This window comes from Pseudomonas sp. Irchel s3h14 (assembly GCF_900187425.1).
Lineage (GTDB): Bacteria > Pseudomonadota > Gammaproteobacteria > Pseudomonadales > Pseudomonadaceae > Aquipseudomonas.
The window spans coordinates 14,036-33,027 of the sequence record NZ_FYDJ01000017.1 but is presented as its reverse complement, the minus strand read 5'-3'; the positions used below and the strand labels follow the sequence as shown (position 1 = coordinate 33,027).

21 protein-coding genes and 1 pseudogene are annotated in these 18,992 nt (G+C 61.0%); 14 read left to right on the top strand and 8 right to left on the bottom strand.

Translation table 11 applies throughout. The features are described 5' to 3' along the window. Positions 1–47: 47 nt before the first annotated feature. Complete coding sequence (locus tag CKW16_RS24530; protein WP_095131420.1) at positions 48–395, top strand: hypothetical protein; 348 nt, start codon at positions 48–50, stop codon at positions 393–395. 70 nt (positions 396–465) lie between these two features. Here the strand turns inward: CKW16_RS24530 and trxA are convergent, their stop codons facing one another. From trxA to CKW16_RS24515, 3 genes are all read right to left on the bottom strand, one after another. Further along, positions 466–1,338 carry a thioredoxin gene (gene trxA, locus CKW16_RS24525; protein WP_095131418.1) on the bottom strand — a complete coding sequence of 291 codons (873 nt, stop codon included), beginning with the start codon at positions 1,336–1,338 and terminating at the stop codon, positions 466–468. 181 nt (positions 1,339–1,519) lie between these two features. Next, positions 1,520–2,176, bottom strand: coding sequence for a methyltransferase (locus tag CKW16_RS24520; protein ID WP_095131416.1), 657 nt, complete (start codon positions 2,174–2,176; stop codon positions 1,520–1,522). Beyond that, the gene (locus tag CKW16_RS24515) at positions 2,173–2,637 is read right to left on the bottom strand and encodes a YbaY family lipoprotein (protein WP_095131487.1); all 465 of its coding nucleotides are present in this window, start codon (positions 2,635–2,637) and stop codon (positions 2,173–2,175) included. The genes CKW16_RS24520 and CKW16_RS24515 overlap by 4 nt, the downstream gene beginning before the upstream one ends. A 128-nt stretch (positions 2,638–2,765) precedes the next feature. Between CKW16_RS24515 and nrdR the strand changes: the two genes are divergently transcribed. From nrdR to CKW16_RS24455, 12 genes and pseudogenes are all read left to right on the top strand, one after another. Further along, entirely contained in the window at positions 2,766–3,230 is a 465-nt protein-coding gene (gene nrdR, locus CKW16_RS24510) for a transcriptional regulator NrdR (RefSeq protein ID WP_003228656.1), read from the top strand. Continuing rightward, complete coding sequence (gene ribD, locus CKW16_RS24505) at positions 3,227–4,360, top strand: bifunctional diaminohydroxyphosphoribosylaminopyrimidine deaminase/5-amino-6-(5-phosphoribosylamino)uracil reductase RibD (RefSeq protein WP_095131414.1); 1,134 nt, start codon at positions 3,227–3,229, stop codon at positions 4,358–4,360. Before nrdR ends, ribD begins: the two co-directional genes overlap by 4 nt. Before the next feature lie 46 nt (positions 4,361–4,406). Beyond that, positions 4,407–5,084, top strand: coding sequence for a riboflavin synthase (locus CKW16_RS24500; RefSeq protein WP_095131412.1), 678 nt, complete (start codon positions 4,407–4,409; stop codon positions 5,082–5,084). 16 nt (positions 5,085–5,100) lie between these two features. Then, on the top strand, positions 5,101–6,192 hold the full coding sequence (ribBA, locus tag CKW16_RS24495) for a bifunctional 3,4-dihydroxy-2-butanone-4-phosphate synthase/GTP cyclohydrolase II (RefSeq protein ID WP_033059428.1): 1,092 nt from the start codon (positions 5,101–5,103) through the stop codon (positions 6,190–6,192). A gap of 91 nt (positions 6,193–6,283) precedes the next feature. Next, the gene (ribE, locus tag CKW16_RS24490) at positions 6,284–6,760 is read left to right on the top strand and encodes a 6,7-dimethyl-8-ribityllumazine synthase (RefSeq protein WP_003185938.1); all 477 of its coding nucleotides are present in this window, start codon (positions 6,284–6,286) and stop codon (positions 6,758–6,760) included. Beyond that, on the top strand, positions 6,757–7,257 hold the full coding sequence (gene nusB / locus CKW16_RS24485) for a transcription antitermination factor NusB (RefSeq protein ID WP_008153530.1): 501 nt from the start codon (positions 6,757–6,759) through the stop codon (positions 7,255–7,257). Before ribE ends, nusB begins: the two co-directional genes overlap by 4 nt. A 174-nt stretch (positions 7,258–7,431) precedes the next feature. Continuing rightward, complete coding sequence (gene thiL, locus CKW16_RS24480; RefSeq protein ID WP_095131410.1) at positions 7,432–8,397, top strand: thiamine-phosphate kinase; 966 nt, start codon at positions 7,432–7,434, stop codon at positions 8,395–8,397. Then, positions 8,394–8,897, top strand: a complete 504-nt coding sequence (locus CKW16_RS24475; protein ID WP_003228639.1) for a phosphatidylglycerophosphatase A — start codon at positions 8,394–8,396, stop codon at positions 8,895–8,897. Before thiL ends, CKW16_RS24475 begins: the two co-directional genes overlap by 4 nt. Positions 8,898–8,902: 5 nt before the next feature. Further along, positions 8,903–9,100: pseudogene (locus tag CKW16_RS24470) on the top strand (ABC transporter substrate-binding protein); the annotation flags it as partial. Positions 9,101–9,352: 252 nt separating this feature from the next. Then, a complete protein-coding gene (gene ribA, locus CKW16_RS24465) occupies positions 9,353–9,970 on the top strand; it encodes a GTP cyclohydrolase II (RefSeq protein ID WP_033059420.1) in 618 nt (205 codons plus the stop codon). Continuing rightward, on the top strand, positions 9,967–10,386 hold the full coding sequence (locus tag CKW16_RS24460; RefSeq protein WP_095131408.1) for an MFS transporter: 420 nt from the start codon (positions 9,967–9,969) through the stop codon (positions 10,384–10,386). The genes ribA and CKW16_RS24460 overlap by 4 nt, the downstream gene beginning before the upstream one ends. Continuing rightward, positions 10,386–11,186 carry a cobalamin-binding protein gene (locus CKW16_RS24455; protein ID WP_095131407.1) on the top strand — a complete coding sequence of 267 codons (801 nt, stop codon included), beginning with the start codon at positions 10,386–10,388 and terminating at the stop codon, positions 11,184–11,186. Before CKW16_RS24460 ends, CKW16_RS24455 begins: the two co-directional genes overlap by 1 nt. 136 nt (positions 11,187–11,322) lie before the next feature. Here the strand turns inward: CKW16_RS24455 and CKW16_RS24450 are convergent, their stop codons facing one another. The 5 genes from CKW16_RS24450 to CKW16_RS24430 form a co-directional block, all read right to left on the bottom strand. Further along, positions 11,323–13,206, bottom strand: coding sequence for a TonB-dependent receptor domain-containing protein (locus tag CKW16_RS24450; protein WP_095131406.1), 1,884 nt, complete (start codon positions 13,204–13,206; stop codon positions 11,323–11,325). Positions 13,207–13,377: 171 nt separating this feature from the next. Then, a complete protein-coding gene (dxs, locus tag CKW16_RS24445; protein WP_095131405.1) occupies positions 13,378–15,276 on the bottom strand; it encodes a 1-deoxy-D-xylulose-5-phosphate synthase in 1,899 nt (632 codons plus the stop codon). Between the two features lie 92 nt (positions 15,277–15,368). After that, a complete protein-coding gene (ispA, locus tag CKW16_RS24440) occupies positions 15,369–16,256 on the bottom strand; it encodes a (2E,6E)-farnesyl diphosphate synthase (protein WP_095131404.1) in 888 nt (295 codons plus the stop codon). Continuing rightward, positions 16,253–16,495 carry an exodeoxyribonuclease VII small subunit gene (locus CKW16_RS24435; protein WP_007894317.1) on the bottom strand — a complete coding sequence of 81 codons (243 nt, stop codon included), beginning with the start codon at positions 16,493–16,495 and terminating at the stop codon, positions 16,253–16,255. Before CKW16_RS24435 ends, ispA begins: the two co-directional genes overlap by 4 nt. A 260-nt stretch (positions 16,496–16,755) precedes the next feature. Continuing rightward, positions 16,756–17,901, bottom strand: coding sequence for a Fic family protein (locus tag CKW16_RS24430; RefSeq protein WP_095131403.1), 1,146 nt, complete (start codon positions 17,899–17,901; stop codon positions 16,756–16,758). Positions 17,902–18,179: 278 nt separating this feature from the next. Between CKW16_RS24430 and CKW16_RS24425 the strand changes: the two genes are divergently transcribed. After that, a complete protein-coding gene (locus CKW16_RS24425; RefSeq protein ID WP_095131402.1) occupies positions 18,180–18,971 on the top strand; it encodes a YfaP family protein in 792 nt (263 codons plus the stop codon). Positions 18,972–18,992: the final 21 nt, after the last annotated feature.

Here is an 18,992-nt window from a genome sequence, read left to right as displayed (position 1 = left end):
CAAGTCCCATGGGAGCATGCAAGTCAGAAATGTGCAGGAGCAGACTTATGTTGCGTATACGCGGAAGCATCGGCGACTGGCCGGTGGATTTGACGCTGGAGATGGATGACGGTGACTGGGCACGGCTCGGTGCGCAGTTGCAGGTGGTGAAACCGGAGGCCTGTGCAGCGCCGGCAAAACCGATCAATCAGGATGATGCGCTGTGGCAGATCACCAAGGATTTACTGCGCAAGGCCGGGCAATTGAGCGGGCCGGATTTGCTGGATCAGTTGGAAGGACTGACCGGCAGCGCGGCGTCGGGCAAACGCTTGCTGGTGCGTTTGCGCCACTGCTCGGATGTGAAGGTGACGAGCGGCGGGGATACGCCGCTCTACAGCTGGCAAGAGCCAGCGTAGGAGCACAGCTTGCTTGCGATGGCGTCCCTGAGATCGCCATCGCCGGCAAGCCGTGCTCCTACAAGGTTACTTAGTACAGCGCAGCAAACAACTTGCGGCGGTAGGTGGTCACCAGCGGGTGATCGTTGCCCAGCAGTTCGAACACCTGCAGCAAGGTCTTGTGCGGCAAGCCTTCGCTGTAGCTGCGATTGCGCACGAACAGCTTGAGCAACGCATCCAGCGCCGCGTCGTACTGCTGACGAGCCAGTTGCTGGATCGCCAGTTGATAAACCGCTTCATCGTCCTGCGGATTTTTTGCCAGACGCGCTTTCAGGTCTGCCGCATCCGGCAGGTCCTTGGCCTGACCGAGGAACTGGATCTGCGCCTTGGCGCCGGCCAGGGCGGCCTTGTGCTCATCGCTCGTGACCGCATCGAGCACGATTTGCGCTTCGCCCAGCTCGCCACGTTCGGTGAGGCAGCGGGCGTAGAGAATCAGAGCCTTTGCGTTGGTGTTGTCTTCGCCCAGCAGCACTTTCAGTGTGGCTTCGGCGTCGGCAAAGCGGTTGTCATCAAACAGCGCCTGAGCTTGCTCAAACGGATCGCCAGCAGCCGGTGGTGGCATTTGCACGTGAGGTTCGAGCATGGCGCGCACGGCGGATTCCGGTTGTGCACCGGCGAAACCATCCACCGGCTGACCGTCCTTGAACAGCACCACCGTCGGCAGGCTGCGAATGCCGAAGCGCGACACGATGTCCGGCTCGACGTCGCAGTTGACCTTGGCCAGCAGCAACTCGCCCTGATAGCTCTCGGCGATGGTTTGCAGCATCGGCATCAAGGCCTTGCACGGCGCACACCATTCGGCCCAGAAATCCACCAGCACCGGTTTGTGGAAAGAGTTCTCGATCACCGACTGCTCGAAATCGGCAGTCGTGGCGTCGAAGATATACGGCGTTTCCTGACTCATGGGGGATCTCTTGGAAGCGTGAATGGGCTCACTATAAAGCTTCGCGAGGGGCTGCTGAAAGCCGTAACACTGATCGTTCCCATGCTCCGCGTGGGAATGCCTCTTGTGACGCTCTGCGTCACGCCGTACGAAGGGACGCGGAGCGTCCCGGGCTGCATTCCCACGCAGAGCGTGGGAACGATCAAGCTCGGGTGGCGTGGTAGAGGCTCACATGCCGAAACTCTTCGGGCTCGGCCAGATCCGGCAAGGTCATCGCTTCCAGCATCTCTATGCGTTGATACAACGGGTGGCGAAAATCCCTCACGCGTGAATCGGCCACTAAGGCTTCCTGGCCGCGACTCAAGAATTCATCGAGCAACGGCAGATTCGCCCGGTCGTACAGCACGTCTGCCACCAGAATCAGATCAAACCGATCCGCCTCGGCGAAAAAATCCGTCGAATAGTTGAGGTGTACGTCATTGAGTTCGGCATTCGCCCGACAGGCGGCAATCGCCAGCGGGTCGAGGTCACAGGCCACCACTTCCAGCGCTCCGGCCCTGACTGCCGCAATCCCCGCCACCCCGGAACCAGCACCGAAATCCAGCACCCGTTTGCCTTTGACCCACTCAGGGAATTCGGCGAGATGGCGGGCGACCGCCAGGCCGCTGGCCCAGCAGAAACTCCAATAAGGCGGCTCATGCAGAATCCGCCGGGTTTCTTCCGGGCTGAACGCGCGGTCCATGTTGTCGCCGTCGATCAGCCAAAGCTTCAGGTCGGTGTCCGGCAATTCACAGGCAACCAGCTGTGCGTCACCGAGCAACTCACCCAACGCCTGTTGTAGGTCGAGCGGTGCAATCATGGCGCTTTGACGAATTGCAGCTGACCCAGCACTTGCGTCGTTGGCTGGCTGATGACCTGCGACGGCAGATGCAAAATCAGCTGGCCGGACTGGCTGGCGCGGCCACGCAGTTCAACGCGGGCACCGACTGGGAAGGATTCCGGGTTGAAGCGCAGGTGAAACGGCAGAATCTGGTTGGTGCCGATCAGGCTGGAACTGGCCAGCAATTGTTGCGGACGGTCCTTGTCATCGACCACCAGCAGCGCCAGTTCGACTTCGGCGCCGGCCGGCACGCCTTGCAGGGTGCCGCTCAATTCACGCTGATACGCGGGCAGCGGGCCGAGGTTGGCCGATTCCCTGGCTTTCTTCTGTGCCTGTTGCGGCGCGGGGCCTGGCGTCGGCGGCTGGGGCTTGGGCGCATCGCTGCTGCAGGCCACCAGCAGGCTGAAAAGACTGAGCAAAACGAGCGGTCTTAGGGACATTTTCGGCTCCAGCAAGGTGAAATCCATGGATCTAGCTCTATAGCCCGTCTGTATACCGCAAACCCTATGGCTTGTCTTGCCACGGGGATGCGCTACCATGGCCCTCCCTTTTTTTGTTGCCTGCCACCATGCACTGTCCCTTCTGCGGTGCCAACGACACCAAGGTCATCGACTCGCGTCTGGTCGCCGAGGGCGAACAGGTACGCCGCCGGCGTGAATGCCTGGCCTGCGGCGAGCGTTTCACGACGTTCGAGACGGCCGAACTGGTGTTGCCGCGCCTGATCAAAACCGACGGCAGCCGCCAGCCGTTCGACGAAGAAAAACTCCGCGCCGGCATGCAGCGTGCGCTGGAGAAGCGCCCGGTGAGTGTCGAGCGCCTGGAATCGTCGTTGGTGCACATCAAACACAAACTGCGCGCCACCGGTGAGCGAGAGGTTAAATCCCTTGTCGTCGGTGAACTGGTGATGGCCGAGCTGCAAAAGCTCGACGAAGTCGCCTACATTCGTTTCGCCTCCGTGTATCGACGCTTCCAGGACCTCAACGAGTTCCGCGAAGAGATCGATCGCCTGGCCCGTGAGCCGGTGAAAGAATGACCACCTCTGCCGAACAAGCCATCCTCGACGCCCATTACATGGCCCGTGCCCTGGAACTGGCGCGCAAAGGTCATTACACGACCCACCCCAACCCTCGGGTGGGCTGTGTGATCGTGCGGGACGGGCAGATTGTCGGCGAAGGCTGGCACGTGCGCACCGGCGAGCCCCACGCCGAAGTCCACGCCCTGCGCGCCGCCGGCGAAAAGGCTCGAGGCGCCACCGCTTACGTGACCCTCGAACCTTGCAGCCACCACGGACGTACGCCGCCTTGTGCCGATGCGCTGGTACATGCCGGTGTGGCTCGGGTGGTCGCGGCGATGCAAGACCCGAACCCGTCGGTTGCCGGTCGTGGCATGCAGCGCCTGGCCCAGGCCGGCATCGCTACCGAAAGCGGCGTGCTGGAAGGCGAAGCGCGCAAGCTTAATGAGGGTTTCCTCAAGCGCATGGAGCACGGCGTGCCGTTCGTGCGGGTCAAGTTGGCCATGAGCCTCGACGGCCGTACGGCGATGGAAAGCGGTGAGAGCCAATGGATCACCGGTCCTGCGGCGCGTTCGGCGGTACAACGTCTGCGCGCCCAGGCCAGCGTGGTGCTGACCGGCGCCGACACGGTGCTGGCAGACAACGCCCGTCTCACTGTGCGTGCTGATGAACTGGGCCTGGATCCTGAGCAAACCGCCCTGGCCATGAGCCGTCCGCCGCTTCGCGTGCTGATCGACGGCCGCCTGCGCGTGCCGCTGGATGCACCGTTCTTCAAGGCCGGGCCTGCATTGGTCGCCACGTGCATGGCGATCGAAGAGCAATACGCCAACGGTCCGGAATGCCTGATCGTGGCGGGCGAAGATGGCTTGGTCGACCTGCGCAAACTGCTGGTTGAACTCGCCGCCCGTGGGGTCAACGAAGTACTGGTCGAAGCGGGACCGCGTCTGGCCGGGGCTTTCGCTCAGCAAGGGCTGGTCGACGAATTCCAGATTTTCATCGCGGGCAAGTTTTTAGGTTCGTCTGCGCGGCCGCTGCTGGATTGGCCGCTCGCGCAAATGAAGGATGCGCCTGAACTCAAAATCACCGAAATTCGCGCGGTTGGCGATGACTGGCGAGTCATCGCCATTCCTTCGCCAGCGGCGAGCGTATAATTCCGGGCCTGCGCCACGCGACGGCCCTGTTCTCGAGGAGGACTCCATGTTTACCGGCATCATCGAATCCATCGGCAGTATTCGTGCATTGACCCCAAAAGGCGGAGATGTGCGGGTACACGTAGAAACCGGCAAGCTCGACCTGAGCGACGTCAAACTGGGCGACAGCATCGCGGTCAACGGCGTGTGCCTGACCGCGGTTGAGCTGCCAGGCAACGGCTTTGCGGCGGACGTCAGCCGCGAAACCCTCGACTGCACCGCCATGAATGATCTGAAAAGCGGCAGCCCGGTGAACCTGGAAAAAGCCCTGACCCCGACCACTCGCCTCGGCGGGCATCTGGTCAGCGGGCACGTCGATGGCGTGGGCGAAGTGGTTGCCCGTACCGAGAATGCTCGCGCTGTGGAGTTCCGCATCCGCGCTCCCAAAGAGCTGGCCAAGTACATCGCCCATAAAGGCTCGATCACCGTCGACGGCACCAGCCTGACCGTGAACGCGGTCGATGGCGCCGAGTTCTTGCTGACGATCATTCCGCACACCCTGAGCGAAACCATCATGGCGTCGTACCAGCCAGGTCGCCGGGTGAATCTTGAAGTTGACTTGCTGGCACGTTATCTGGAGCGCCTGTTACTAGGCGACAAGGCCGCAGAGCCCAGCTCTACTTCTAAAGAGCCCAGTAACATCACCGAAAGCTTTCTGGCCGCCAACGGCTACCTCAAATCCTGACCCAAGGGGGTGCCTTGTGGCGCTCAATAGCATCGAAGAACTGGTTGAAGACATCCGCCAAGGCAAGATGGTCATCCTCATGGATGACGAAGATCGCGAGAACGAAGGCGACCTGATCATGGCCGCCGAGTGCTGCCAGCCTGAACACATCAACTTCATGGCCAAGCACGCCCGTGGCCTGATCTGCATGCCGATGAGCCGCGAGCGCTGTGAACTGCTGAAGCTGCCCTTGATGGCGCCGCGCAACGGTTCCGGTTTCGGCACCAAGTTCACCGTGTCCATCGAAGCGGCCACCGGCGTGACCACCGGCATTTCTGCCGCCGACCGTGCGCGTACCGTGCAAGCCGCTGCAGCGAAAGACGCCAAGGCTGAAGACATCGTCAGCCCCGGCCACATCTTCCCGCTGATGGCTCAGGCCGGCGGCACCCTCGCTCGCGCCGGCCACACCGAAGCGGCGTGCGATCTGGCGCGCATGGCCGGTTTCGAGCCGAGCGGCGTGATCTGCGAAGTGATGAACGACGACGGCACCATGTCCCGCCGCGCGGAACTGGAAGCGTTTGCTGCCGAACACAACATCAAGATCGGCACCATCGCCGACCTGATTCACTACCGGATGATCCACGAACGTACCGTTCAGCGGATTGCCGAGCAGCCGCTGGACAGCGAACTGGGCCAATTCAACCTGGTGACCTATCGTGATTCCGTGGAAGGCGACGTGCACATGGCCCTGACGCTGGGCACCGTGTGCGCCGAAGAGCCGACCCTGGTTCGGGTGCACAACATGGACCCGCTACGCGACCTGTTGATGGTCAAGCAGCCTGGCCGCTGGAGCCTGCGCGCCGCGATGGCCGCGGTTGCCGAGGCTGGCAGCGGTGTGGTGCTGTTGCTCGGTCACCCGCTTGATGGCGACGTGTTGCTGGCGCATATCCGCGAAACCGCGGAGCACGTACCAGCGAAAAAACCGACCACCTACAGCATCGTCGGTGCCGGTTCGCAGATCCTTCGGGATCTGGGCGTGCGCAAAATGCGCCTGATGAGTGCGCCAATGAAATTTAATGCGATATCCGGTTTCGATCTGGAAGTTGTAGAATACGTGCCCTCCGAATAATGACCGGTTGTTTCCAGTCCTTGATTCGCGGTTAACACATCACTGAGGGACGCGTAGAAAACGCGTCCCGGCTCTTTAAGAGATCTAACGAATGACCCTGAAGACCATCGAAGGTACCTTCATCGCCCCTAAAGGCCGCTACGCTTTGGTAGTAGGCCGTTTCAACAGCTTCGTCGTTGAAAGTCTGGTCAGCGGTGCAGTTGATGCCCTGGTTCGCCACGGCGTGAGCGAAAGCGACATCACCATCATCCGCGCACCTGGCGCCTTCGAAATCCCGCTGGTTGCGCAGAAAGTCGCTCAGAAGGGCGAATACGCGGCAATCATCGCCCTGGGCGCGGTCATTCGTGGCGGTACTCCGCACTTCGAATACGTGGCTGGCGAATGCACCAAGGGCCTGGCCCAGGTGTCCATGGAGTTCGGCGTTCCAGTCGCATTTGGCGTGCTGACCGTTGATTCCATCGAGCAAGCCATCGAACGTTCCGGCACCAAGGCCGGTAACAAAGGTGCTGAAGCTGCCCTGTCCGCTCTGGAAATGGTCAGCCTGCTGGCGCAGTTGGAGGCCAAGTGATTAGCGACGAAAGCGATCGTTTCAACCCGCGCGATCCAAAGCCTGCGGATGCCGGCAAGCCATCGAAAAGCGTCAAGCGTCGCGAAGCCCGTCAGCTCGCGACTCAGGCGCTGTACCAGTGGCACATGGCCAAGCAATCTTTGAACGAGATCGAAGCGCAGTTCCGGGTCGATAACGATTTCAGCGATGTCGATGCCGCCTACTTCCACGACATCCTGCACGGCGTTCCGGCTCACAAGCCTGAGATCGACGCTGCACTGACGCCGTGCCTGGACATCACGATCGAAGAGCTGGACCCGGTTGAACTGGCCGTTCTGCGCCTGTCGACCTGGGAACTGCTCAAGCGCGTCGACGTGCCGTACCGCGTTGTGATCAACGAAGGTATCGAGCTGGCGAAAGTCTTCGGTTCCACCGACGGCCACAAGTTCGTCAACGGTGTACTCGACAAGCTGGCCCCGCGTCTGCGTGAAGCTGAAGTGAAGGCGTTCAAGCGCTAATCCGCGCTTGCAGTGTCCTGTCTCGCCGATACGTTCGTTTTTTAGCGAGTGGCTGGTGTTGCCAGACAAGGCGCCGCGACGAGTCATAGCTGGCTATGGCGAGGAGCGGCAACGCAGTATGGCGACACCAGACGCCGCTAAAAAATGAACAGTATTGGTGAGACAGGACACCCAATGGGCGAGTTTGAGCTGATCCGCAATTTCTTCGCCGCCGCGCCCTGTGCGCAAGGCGGCGAAGGCGTTGCCCTCGGGATTGGCGATGACTGCGCCTTGCTGGCTGTTCCCCCTGGGGAGCAGTTGGCCATTTCCACCGACACACTGGTTGCCGGTGTGCATTTCGCAGATCCTTGCGACCCGTTTCTGCTCGGTCAGCGTTCGCTGGCTGTGGCCGTCAGCGATCTGGCTGCCATGGGCGCCACTCCCGTTGCCTTTACCCTTGCCCTGACCTTGCCGACGGTGACCGCCGATTGGCTGGACGCCTACGCCCGTGGTTTGAACCTCATGGCGCAAAGCTGCGGTGTGGCGCTGGTGGGCGGTGATACCACCCGTGGGCCGTTGAGCCTGACGATGACCGTGTTCGGTCGTGTGCCGGCAGGTTTGGCGTTGACCCGCAGCGGTGCGCAGCCAGGCGACTTGCTGTGCGTTGGCGGTGAACTTGGCAACGCGGCGGGGGCATTGCCGCTGGTGCTCGGTCAGCAGACGGCTGAAGCCGCCATCGCCGATCCGCTGCTGGCACATTACTGGTCGCCGCAGCCGCAACTCGCGTTGGGTCAGGCGCTACGCGGCAAAGCCACCTCGGCGCTGGACATCTCCGACGGCCTGCTCGCCGACTGCGGGCATATTGCCCTCGCATCGAAAGTCGGCATTCAGGTTGAACGGGACACGCTGCCATTATCGAACGCTTTAGTCGCCTTCCTCGGTCAATCGGGTGCAGAAGTCGCGGCCCTGAGCGGCGGTGATGATTACGTGCTGGCCTTTACCTTGCCGTCCGTCGAGCTGCCGCAATTGTTGAGCGACGGCTGGCCGATCCATGTGGTCGGCCGTGTTGTGACGGGGCAGGGCGTGGTGCTGCTGGACGCCGATGGACAAGACATCACCCCGCAAGCCCGGGGCTATCAACATTTTCGGGAGACACCGTGACAGATCATCCCAAACAGGTCCCGGCGGAATTCGTACCGCCGTCGGTCTGGCGCAATCCGTGGCATTTCCTGGCGTTCGGATTCGGCTCGGGCACCTTGCCAAAAGCACCGGGCACCTGGGGTTCGTTAGTTGCGCTACCGTTTATCCCGCTGTGGCAGATGCTGCCCGACTGGGGCTACTGGCTGATGCTCGGCATCACCATGCTGTTCGGCTTCTGGCTGTGCGGCAAGGTCGCCGACGATTTGCGGGTGCACGACCATGAAGGCATCGTCTGGGACGAAATGGTCGGGATGTGGATCACCTTGTGGCTGGTGCCGGAAGGTTGGTACTGGTTGCTGGCGGGGTTTTTGATGTTCCGCTTCTTCGACATCCTCAAGCCGTGGCCGATTCGCTGGATCGACCGGCATGTTCATGGTGGCGTCGGGATCATGCTCGATGACGTATTGGCCGGGGTGTTTGCGTGGTTGGCGATGCAGGGGCTGGTATGGATTTTTGCCTGACGGGCGGCTACGACTTTCAGGATTACCTGCCCAACGTACGCCGCTATAACGAAGTCATGCGGCGTACCGGGATTTTGTCGACCCCAAAGGCTCGCGCCCTGATGGCGCTGTTCGATCAGCGTATGGAGCAATTGGTGAAAAGCGGCCAGCTGAAACCGATCTTCGAGCGCTGGAAACAACCCTATCCGTTCGACTCAAACTGAACACAAACCCTGTGGCGCTTCATTAACCTTGTGGGAGCGAGCCTGCTCGCGATGACGGTGTATCAGTCGACATCAATGGTGAAAGACAGTCCGCTATCGCGAGCAAGCTCGCTCCCACAGGGTGAAGTGGCGCACCTGAGATCTAACTTTTTGATTGTTATGCCCCATAATTCAGCCTAAGCGTCTGTCGGAACGTGCTGTTACAATGCCGCCTCTGCGAATCTCCAGTACTTATTGATCAGGAGCACACCGGTGCCTGTCGTTTTTGTCGCCGCTTCCAAGCTGCCAACGCCTTTTGCGCAATTCACCATGCACGGCTTTCTCGATGAAGAAAACGGGCGCGAGCACGTTGTGCTGAGCCTGGGTGAGTTCGTCGACGGTGCCCCGGTACTCGGCCGGTTGCACTCCGAATGCCTGACCGGCGATGCCTTGTTCAGCCAGCGTTGCGACTGTGGCTCGCAACTTGAAGCAGCCTTGCAGGCCATCGCCCGTGAAGGCCGTGGCGTGTTGCTGTACTTGCGTCAAGAAGGTCGTGGCATTGGCCTGCTGAACAAGATCCGCGCCTATGAATTGCAGGATGGCGGCGCCGATACCGTTGAAGCCAACGAGCGTCTGGGCTTTGCCGCCGACCAACGTGACTACGCCATGTGCCTGCCGATGCTGGAGCACCTGGGCGTGAAATCCCTGCGTTTGATGACCAATAACCCACGCAAGGTCAAAGCCTTGACCGACATGGGCATCGTGGTCGCCGAGCGCGTGCCGCTGCACACCGGCCACAACCCGCACAACAAACTCTACCTGGCCACCAAGGCCAGCAAGCTCGACCACATGATGGGTAACGAGCACCAGGGTGAGGCTGACCGGGCGTGACCCGCGGTCAGGTCCGGCGGCGACTGTCCGTCAATTGGTGGCAATACCTGGCGCTGGCCTTGGTGCCGCTGTTCGTGATCAACGGCGTATTTGGCCAGAGCGAGGCGATCCTGCCGGTGCTGGCAATGCCGTTGTTCATCGCAGGTGTGGCGTCGATGTTTGTCAGCCTGAAATTCTTTGGCGGCTACAAACACGCACTGATCGCCACTCAAAAAGCCCTCGACACCCCTGAAGAACCTGCTGCCTGGATCGCCCTGGCTGCCAAGCGTCGCACGGCATTCCTGGCTGCCGGCCTGCCGGCCTGGATCGGCGCGCTGGCGGTATTCGTCGGTCTCGAAGCCGTGCCGTTGATGCTGCTGTCGCTGTCGACCCTGGTGCTGTTTTACCTCTACCGTATTCCGCGTCAACTCGGCTGATGCGACCCGTCTGGCTGGCGGTTTTGCTGCTGGCCATCAGCGGCCCGGCGGCTGCGGTCGAACGCGTTGTCAGCCTCGCGCCGTCTCTCTCTGAAATCGTTGTTGAGCTGGGTTCAGCCGACTTGCTGGTGGGTGTGCTGGATGCCGGTGAGCGCCCTGCCAAGCTCAAAGATCTGCCTTCGGTTGGCCGCTACGGCCAGTTGGACATGGAGCAGCTGCTCAGTCTCAAACCCGATCTGCTGTTGCTCTGGCCCGGCAGCGTTGGCCCGGCCCAGCGTGAACAGCTCAAGCGGTTGGACATCCCGACCTACGTTGCTGAACCCCACAGCCTCGAACAACTCACGTCGCAGATTGAGGCGATTGCCTCACAGCTCGGCCGTCCGGAACGTGGCGTTTCATTGGCTGAAAATTTGCGTCAGCGACTGGATTCGCTGCGCCAGCGTTATCGTCGGGATGTGCCATTGCGGGTGTTTTATCAGGTCTGGGATCGGCCGCTGTACACCGTTGGCGGCGGGCAGATCATCAGCGATGCGCTTGAGGTGTGCGGGGCGCGCAATGTGTTTGCCGACCTGACGTTGCCAGCGCCGCAGGTCAGTATTGAGGCGGTATTGCAGCGTAATCCGGACGTGATTCTGGCCAGTGACCAGGCGCAGCTCGATGCGTGGAAAGCTTGGCCGCAGGTTGCAGCAGTGGCGCAGGGGCAATTGCTGTTGGTGGCGGATAAGGGGCTGGAACGGCCGAGTGGGCAGATGATCGATGCGACCGCAAAGTTGTGCCAGTTGATCGCACCCGACCGCTGAGACCGAGGTGCTTTCATCGCGGGCAAGCCTTGCTCCTACAGGTTTCGCGTGAACGCCGAAATTGGCGTACGCCACAAACTCTGTAGGAGCAAGGCTTGCCCGCGATGGCGTCAGCCTGGACAACAAATATTTTTGGCTATAGCTCCGGCGTCCACGTCACCCCAAACATCCACGCCCGACCTTCCTCGCGATACCCATACTGACTGCCATCATGGCTGTACAGCGCCCGGCTATAACCCTTGTCCAGCAGGTTATCGACCTTCAGCTCAAACTTGATCTCACGATTCAATTCCCAGCTGCTGCGCAACCCCAGCAACGCGTACCCGCCCAACGGCTGCTGATTGTTCTCATCGTCATAGCTGCTGCTCACCGCTTGCCAGCTGGCGCCGAGCCCTAGCCGGTCAAACTGCCGATCCAGATCCAGGCTCAAGGTCCGCCGCGCGCGCCGAGCCAGGGTGTGCCCACTGTCACGATCCCGCGGGTCGATGATCGCCACGCCGAGGTTGCCCTGCCAGCCGAACAGTTCCTGTTTCAAAGCCGCTTCGAATCCGTTGATCCGTGCCGAGGCCACGTTCTGCGGCCGTGAGTTACTACCGAAAATAATCGCGTCTTCCAGGTCCGTACGGTACAGAGATGCTTCCAGGCGAGCGGTGTCGGTCAGTTGACTGCGCCACTGCAGCTCATAGCTTTTCGAGGTCTCGGGTTTCAGATACGGATTGCTGAAATCGGGGTAATACAGATCATTGAACGTCGGCGCGCGGAAACCTTCGCTGTAGGTCAGCAGCACATCGTTGTCCGGATTCAGCGGCAGGGTGAAAGTGCCGCTCCAGCTGTTCTGACCGCCGAACTGCTGGTTCTGATCCCGGCGCAGGCCCAGCTCGGTGGAGAAGCTGTCCGCCTGGTAATGATGCTGAATGAACGCCGCACGGTTCCAGCGGCTGTCCTCGTCGAATGGCGTGCTGCTGTTGATTCGGTCCTCGTACCAGTCGCCGCCGAGGATCAGGCTGTTGCGCTCGTCGAAGGTCAGGTCGTTCTGCCAGTTCACCGAGTCGCGATACGTGTTGAACACACTGCGTTCGTCACTGAGCTTGTCGAGCGTCTTCTCGCGGTTTTCACTGTGGCCGAACTCGACGCGGGTTTTCCACAGGTCACTGATACGCGCATCGACGTAACTACTGACGCTGCTCACTGCAAAGTCGCTGTAGGGCTGCTGCTGGACTGACTCGAACGTGTCCATGTCGAAGCGGCCGAACGGGTTGTCGAACTCACTTTTGCCACGGTTATCCAGCAGGTTGGCGCCGATTTCGATGTCATCGGTGAGGGCGTGACTCAGGCTCAAGCTCATCGATTTGTTGCGGTATTCATCATGATCGCCGTCGCTGGGATAGGACTCGCGGGTGCGATTGATTCCGGCGGATTCATCAAGGCTGGCGCCGAGATTGAATCGGGTCTGCTCGTCGCCGCCGGACAGCCCGAGGCTGCGTTCCCAGGTCTGGTTGCTGCCAAAGCCCACGTGCATTCGCGGTTGCAAACCTTGCTCGCCGCCGCGACGAGTGAAGATCTGGATCACCCCGCCAATCGCATCACTGCCATAGATCACCGAGCGGGAACCGCGCAGCACTTCCACGCGCTCGACCTGTTCGATGTTGATGTGTTGCAGCTTGCTGTCGCCGGAGGTGGAGTTGCCGATGCGCTGGCCATCGACCAGCACCAGACTCTGGGCTGATTTGGTGCCCCTTATGTAAATCCCCGGCAGACTCCCGCGCCCGCCGGTTTGTCCGACCTGCACACCCGGCACACGACGCAGCAAGTCAGTGACACTGCTCGGTTGCAGACGATCAATGTCTTCGCGGGTGAACACGGTGTTGGCGGCGCTGCTGTCATTGCGCGCTTCGACCTGACGGTTGGCGCTGATCAGCACGTCGGGAAGCTTCAGGGCCTGGTCGCGTTGGAAGGTGTCGGCCAGCAGTTGGCCGGCCGGCAGCAGGGTCAGCGTCAGGGCGAGGGGAGAGAGTTTCATCGGCAGTCCGTTGGCGCTTTAAAGCGAACACAAATTTTGAAAGGTACAGAAAACCAATGTGGGAGCGGGCTTGCTCGCGAATGCGGTGTGTCAGTCAACACTTATGCTGATTGATACACCGCATTCGCGAGCAAGCCCGCTCCCACAAGGGGTTTTGCATAAGCCTGAGGTTTAGATGTTCAGCAGTTGCAAACGCTCACGAACCGAAGCCTCGATCCCGGCCTCATCCAGCCCGCACTCGGCCAGCATTTGCGCAGGCTTGGCGTGCTCGACGTAACTGTCCGGCAGGCCCAGGTGCAGCATCGACTTGAGGATGTTTTCGCGGGCGAGAAACTCGCTGACGGCGCCACCGGCACCGCCCATGATCGCGTTCTCTTCGATGGTCACCAGCAGCTCGTGGCTGCTGGCGATATCGCGAACCAGTGCTTCATCGAGCGGCTTGACGAAGCGCATGTCGACCACGGTTGCATCCAGCGTCTCGGCGACTTTCAGCGCCTCGGCCAGTTGCACGCCGAACACCAGCAGGGCGACTTTGCTGCCCTGACGACGAACCACACCCTTGCCGATTTCGATCGGTTCGAGGTCTTTCTCGATCTTCGCGTTCGGGCCAGAGCCGCGCGGATAACGCACCGCCGCCGGGCCGTTGAACAGGTGGCCGGTGGTGAGCATTTTGCGCAGTTCGTTTTCGTCGCTCGGGGTCATCACCAGCATGCCGGGGATGCAGCGCAGGAACGACAGGTCGAAGCTACCCGCGTGAGTCGGGCCGTCTTCGCCCACCAGGCCCGCGCGGTCGATGGCGAACAGTACGTCGAGGTTTTGCACCGCGACGTCATGAATCAATTGATCGTAGCCACGTTGCAGGAACGTCGAATAAATCGCCACCACCGGCTTCGCGCCTTCGCAGGCCATGCCGGCAGCGAGGGTCACGGCGTGTTGTTCGGCAATTGCCACATCGAAATAGCGCAGCGGGAAACGCTCGCTGAAGGCCACCAGATCGGAGCCTTCCTTCATCGCGGGAGTGATGCCGACCAAGCGCGGATCAGACGCGGCCATGTCGCACAACCACTCACCGAACACACCGGAATACTTCGGCCCGCCAGCTTTCTTCGGCGCGGCGGCCGGAGCGTCCAGCGGTTCGAGTTTGGTGATCGCGTGGTAACCGATCGGGTCGACTTCCGCCGGGGCGAAGCCTTTGCCTTTCTTGGTGACGACGTGCAGGAACTGCGGGCCTTTCAGATCGCGCATGTTGCGCAGGGTGGCGATCAGGGTCGGCAGGTCGTGGCCATCGATCGGGCCGATGTAGTTCCAGCCCAGCTCTTCAAACAGCGTGCCGGGAACCAGCATGCCTTTGGCGTATTCTTCGGTGCGACGGGCGATTTCCCAGGCGCCGGGCAGGCGCGACAGGACCTTTTTGCTGCCTTCACGCATGCTCGCGTAAGTGCGGCTGGAAAGGATCTTCGCCAGGTAATTCGACAGCCCGCCGACGTTGCGCGAGATCGACATGTCGTTGTCGTTGAGAATCACCAGCATGTTGGCGTTCACTTCCGGCGCATGGTTCAGCGCCTCGAAGGCCATGCCGGCGGTCAGTGCGCCATCGCCGATCACGGCAATCGCCTTGCGATCACTGTTTTGCAGGCGGGCGGCAATGGCCATGCCCAGCGCTGCGCTGATCGACGTGCTGGAGTGGCCGACGCCAAAGGTGTCGTACTCGCTCTCGGAACGACGCGGGAAGGCCGCGACGCCGTCCTTCTGGCGCAGGGTGCCCATGCGCTCGCGACGGCCGGTGAGGATTTTGTGCGGATAGGCCTGATGACCCACGTCCCACACCAGCCGGTCGTCCGGGGTGTCGAAGACGTAATGCAACGCGATAGTCAGCTCGATGACGCCCAGGCCGGCACCGAAATGCCCGCCGGTCTGACCGACCGTGTAGAGCAATTCCAGGCGCAACTCATCGGCCAGGGTTTCCAGCTCGGCTTCGCCTAACCGGCGCAGGCCGTCCGGCGTGTTGGCACGGTCGAGCAGGGGCGTGGTCGGGCGCTTGCGGGGAATCTCATGAAACGTCGTGGGCATCAGGCGAATCGTTATAGGTATAAAAGATGCGGCAGTTTACCTGATGCATCGCCCCCTGCCCACGCGTTGCTTTTAACTTGGCGGATACGCCGTCAGCTGCGCCGGTCGACGATATAACGGGCCAGGTCGCGCAACGGCTCGGCCGCCGCGTCAAACGGTCGCAGCGCATGCAGGGCTTGATCGCGCAGTTCCAGGGCGTAGGCCTTGGCGGCGTCGAGGCCGAGCAGGGCCGGATAGGTCGGCTTGTCGCGTGCGATGTCGGCGCCCTGGCGTTTGCCGAGGGTTTCGGTATCGCTTTCGACGTCGAGAATGTCGTCCTGCACCTGGAACGCCAGGCCGATGGCCTGTGCATAAGTCTGCAGGGACTTCAGTTCGTCCTTCTCGGCACGGCCGCTGGCCAGGGCGCCGAGTTTGACGCTGACCTCGATCAGCGCGCCGGTCTTGTGCCGGTGCATGTATTCGAGGGCTTTTTGATCGAGCTTCAGACCGACCGAACCGAGGTCGATGGCCTGACCGCCGACCATCCCTGCCGGGCCTGCGGCCAATGCGAGAGCACTGACCATTTGCAGGCGGATTTCAGCGTCAGAGTTGCTCAGGCGAGGGTCGAGCAGGGCGCTGAAGGCCAGGCTCTGCAAGCCATCGCCGGCCAGAATCGCGCAAGCTTCATCGAATTTTTTGTGAGTGGTCGGCTGGCCGCGACGCAGGTCGTCGTCGTCCATGGCCGGCAAATCGTCATGCACCAGGGAATAAGCGTGAATCAGCTCCACCGCGCACGCTGCGCCGTTGGCTTGCTCAGCCTTGCCGCCCAGCGCTTCACACGCGGCGTAGGCCAGCAGCGGGCGGACCCGTTTGCCGCCATTCATCACGCTGTAGCGCATGGCTTCGTACAGACGCGCGAGCTCAGGGCTCGGCGCGTTGAACAGGGTTTCCAGTGCAGCGTTGACGCGGGCCTGGCTGGTCGCCGAATACGCTGCAATCATTCTGGCTGATCCGCGTCGAAGGGTTCCTCGGCCAGCTCGCCATCACGCTCGAGCAGCACTTGAACCTTTTGCTCGGCCTGGGCCAGCGCCGCCTGGCAATCGCGGGTCAGACCGATGCCTTGCTCGAAAGCTGTCAGCGAGTCTTCCAGCGACAATTCGCCGTTCTCCAGACGCTCCACCAGCGTTTGCAGGTCAGCGAGAGATTGTTCGAAATCCAGTGCAGCTTTTTTGCGGGCCATGGCGGCTATTTCCGGTTGACGTTAAACCGGCGCGACACTAGCAGACATGGGGGTTATGGGCAAATGAGGGCCGCGTTTCGGCCACTGTTTTCAGCAACGACACACGCTATGTAGCAGCTGGCGAAGCCTGCGTCCGGCTGCGCAGCAGTCGTCAATACTGCGTGCACGGTATGCCTGATGTACCGCGAGTTCTGGTTTTACGACCGCTGCGCAGTCGAACGCAGGCTTCGCCAGCTGCTACAGATCGCGGTTTGGTTCAATTAAAGTGGTGAGACATCGGAGTAGTTGATCTGGTATCGAGTACTGCGCCCGCCACCGGGCAGACGTATGAGGCATCCTTTCTCCAACAACTCGGCCAAATGACGGGTGGCGGTAGCTTTGGATACCTTCGCCACAGCCTGATACTGCGCTGCGCTAATGCCATCCACAAAGCCGCGCTCCCCGCCATCAAGCAAGCGATTGAGGACCTTGATCTGGTCAGCCGACAGCGATGACATCCTGTGCGCCTGCCAGAAGCGCGCCTTGCCCAGCACGCTTTCGATCCGGGCCATGGCCTGTTGCAAGCTGCGCAGCAGGGTTTGCAGAAACCATTCCAGCCACTCGGTGATATCCAGAGTGGCTTTCTGGCAGGTTTCGAGCACTCGATAATAGCCGGACCGGTCTTCGAGAATACTCGCCGACATGGCATAGAAACGGATGGCTTGATCTTCACCCTGGGCCAATGCCAGGTCGGTGATCGTGCGCGTCAGGCGCCCGTTGCCATCGTCGAAAGGGTGCAGAGTGACAAACCAGAAGTGCGCGATGCCGGCCCGCAGCAATGGATCGAGTCCCGCCTGATTTCGGCTGGCGGTAAACCAGGTGAGGAAGGTGTCGAGCTGTCGCTCAAGGCCCTGACGAGGCGGGGCTTCGAAGTGAACGGTTGGTCTGTCGAGTCGACCAGACACCACTTGCATCGGATCATCGCCACGTAATGCGCCGACACGGATCGGTCGGGCAGCGAGATCGGTCTCTTGCTCGGGAAACAGCCATTCGTGCCAATCGAGTAATCGCTCCAACGTCAGCGGTTCAGCGAAATGCTGAGTGGCGTCGAGCATCAATTGCGCCAGCCCTTCACTGCGCTGGCTGACATTGTTGCCATCGACCAGCTCCAGCCCCAACCGCCGCGCCAATGACGAGCGAACCGAACCTACATTCAGCTGCTCACCCTCAATGGCGGATGAGGTCACGATGTTCTGCAACAGCGCATCCAGTTCGCTCTGAGCGCTCAGCGAACTGCCCACTGAGCTCGCCATGCCCATCAATCGCCCTTGTGCTTGGACACACTCGCGCAAAAACGGTCCCAACCGCTCTGCTTGCCAGTTGAAATTGGGCCAGTCGGGCTGCTGCCAGATCCAGTGAGGTGCCATGAACTCGGTGCTCTTGGAGTGGGTGAGCCGAATAGAAACGTTATTCGGCTCATATGGTGAGCCGAATATGACGCCTATTCGGCTCACCGTCCACCTGCCAGCGTGAATCCCACCGCAAATATAGATGTATCCGATTGTTAAAAAACCGCCGAATGGCTAATCTTCGCGGCTTCTACGACCCGAAAGTCATGGGTCTTTCTGACGAAACGCAGTTTTTGGATCTGTAACGCGCCGAGGATCGGGCGCAAGGTTTCGTTATGCATGGCAGGAGGCGTCACATGCGTTCATTTCTTCTATTGCTGATGGGGCTCGTCTGCGCGACCGCGGCGTTGGCCGAGCCTTCGGCCGAGGTGTCGGAACCGGTGGGTGGCTGGCGTTATTCCGGCCTGCTGGACCGCAGTGAACATCCTCAAGTCGCCTATCCCACGCCACCCATTGATCGCGGTGTGCAGCGCAATCGCACCATGATCCAGGGCCAACTCAAGGCCATCGGCACTCAGCGAGGGCCGCACACCCTGGCCGTCAACGGCAATCCGCTGAATCTGTACACCGACGACCAGGGGCGTTTCGCCCGGCCGTATGCGTTCGGCGCCGGTTCCAACAGCGTTGAAGTGCGCAGCTCTGAAGGCCAATCGCTCAAGCGCGTTCAATTCTATGAAGCCAACAACCTGCGCACCCCGGCGCGGATTCGCGTGGTGCTGGGTTGGGACGACCCGAAAGCCGAACTCGACCTGCACATCATTACTCCCGACGGCCAACACGCGTTCTGGGCTCGCCCGGCGATGAGCAACGGCGGCGGTCTGGACCCGGACGGCGTCGATGGTCCCGGTCCGGAAATGTTCACCATGACCGCGCCGATGCATGGCACCTATCTGGTTTACGTGAACTATTGGGGCAACTTCGGCAGTGGCGGCTATAACTTCGATGAGACCAGCAACCAGAACGAGGTGATCACCTCGCAGATCAACCTGGTGCTCAACGAAAACACCGTCGACGAAAAACGCGAGACCTTCATCGTGCCCCTGCGGGCCATCGGTGACCTGCTGCTGGTCAAGACTTTCAACTATTAAGCATCCCGCTCCACGGATGAC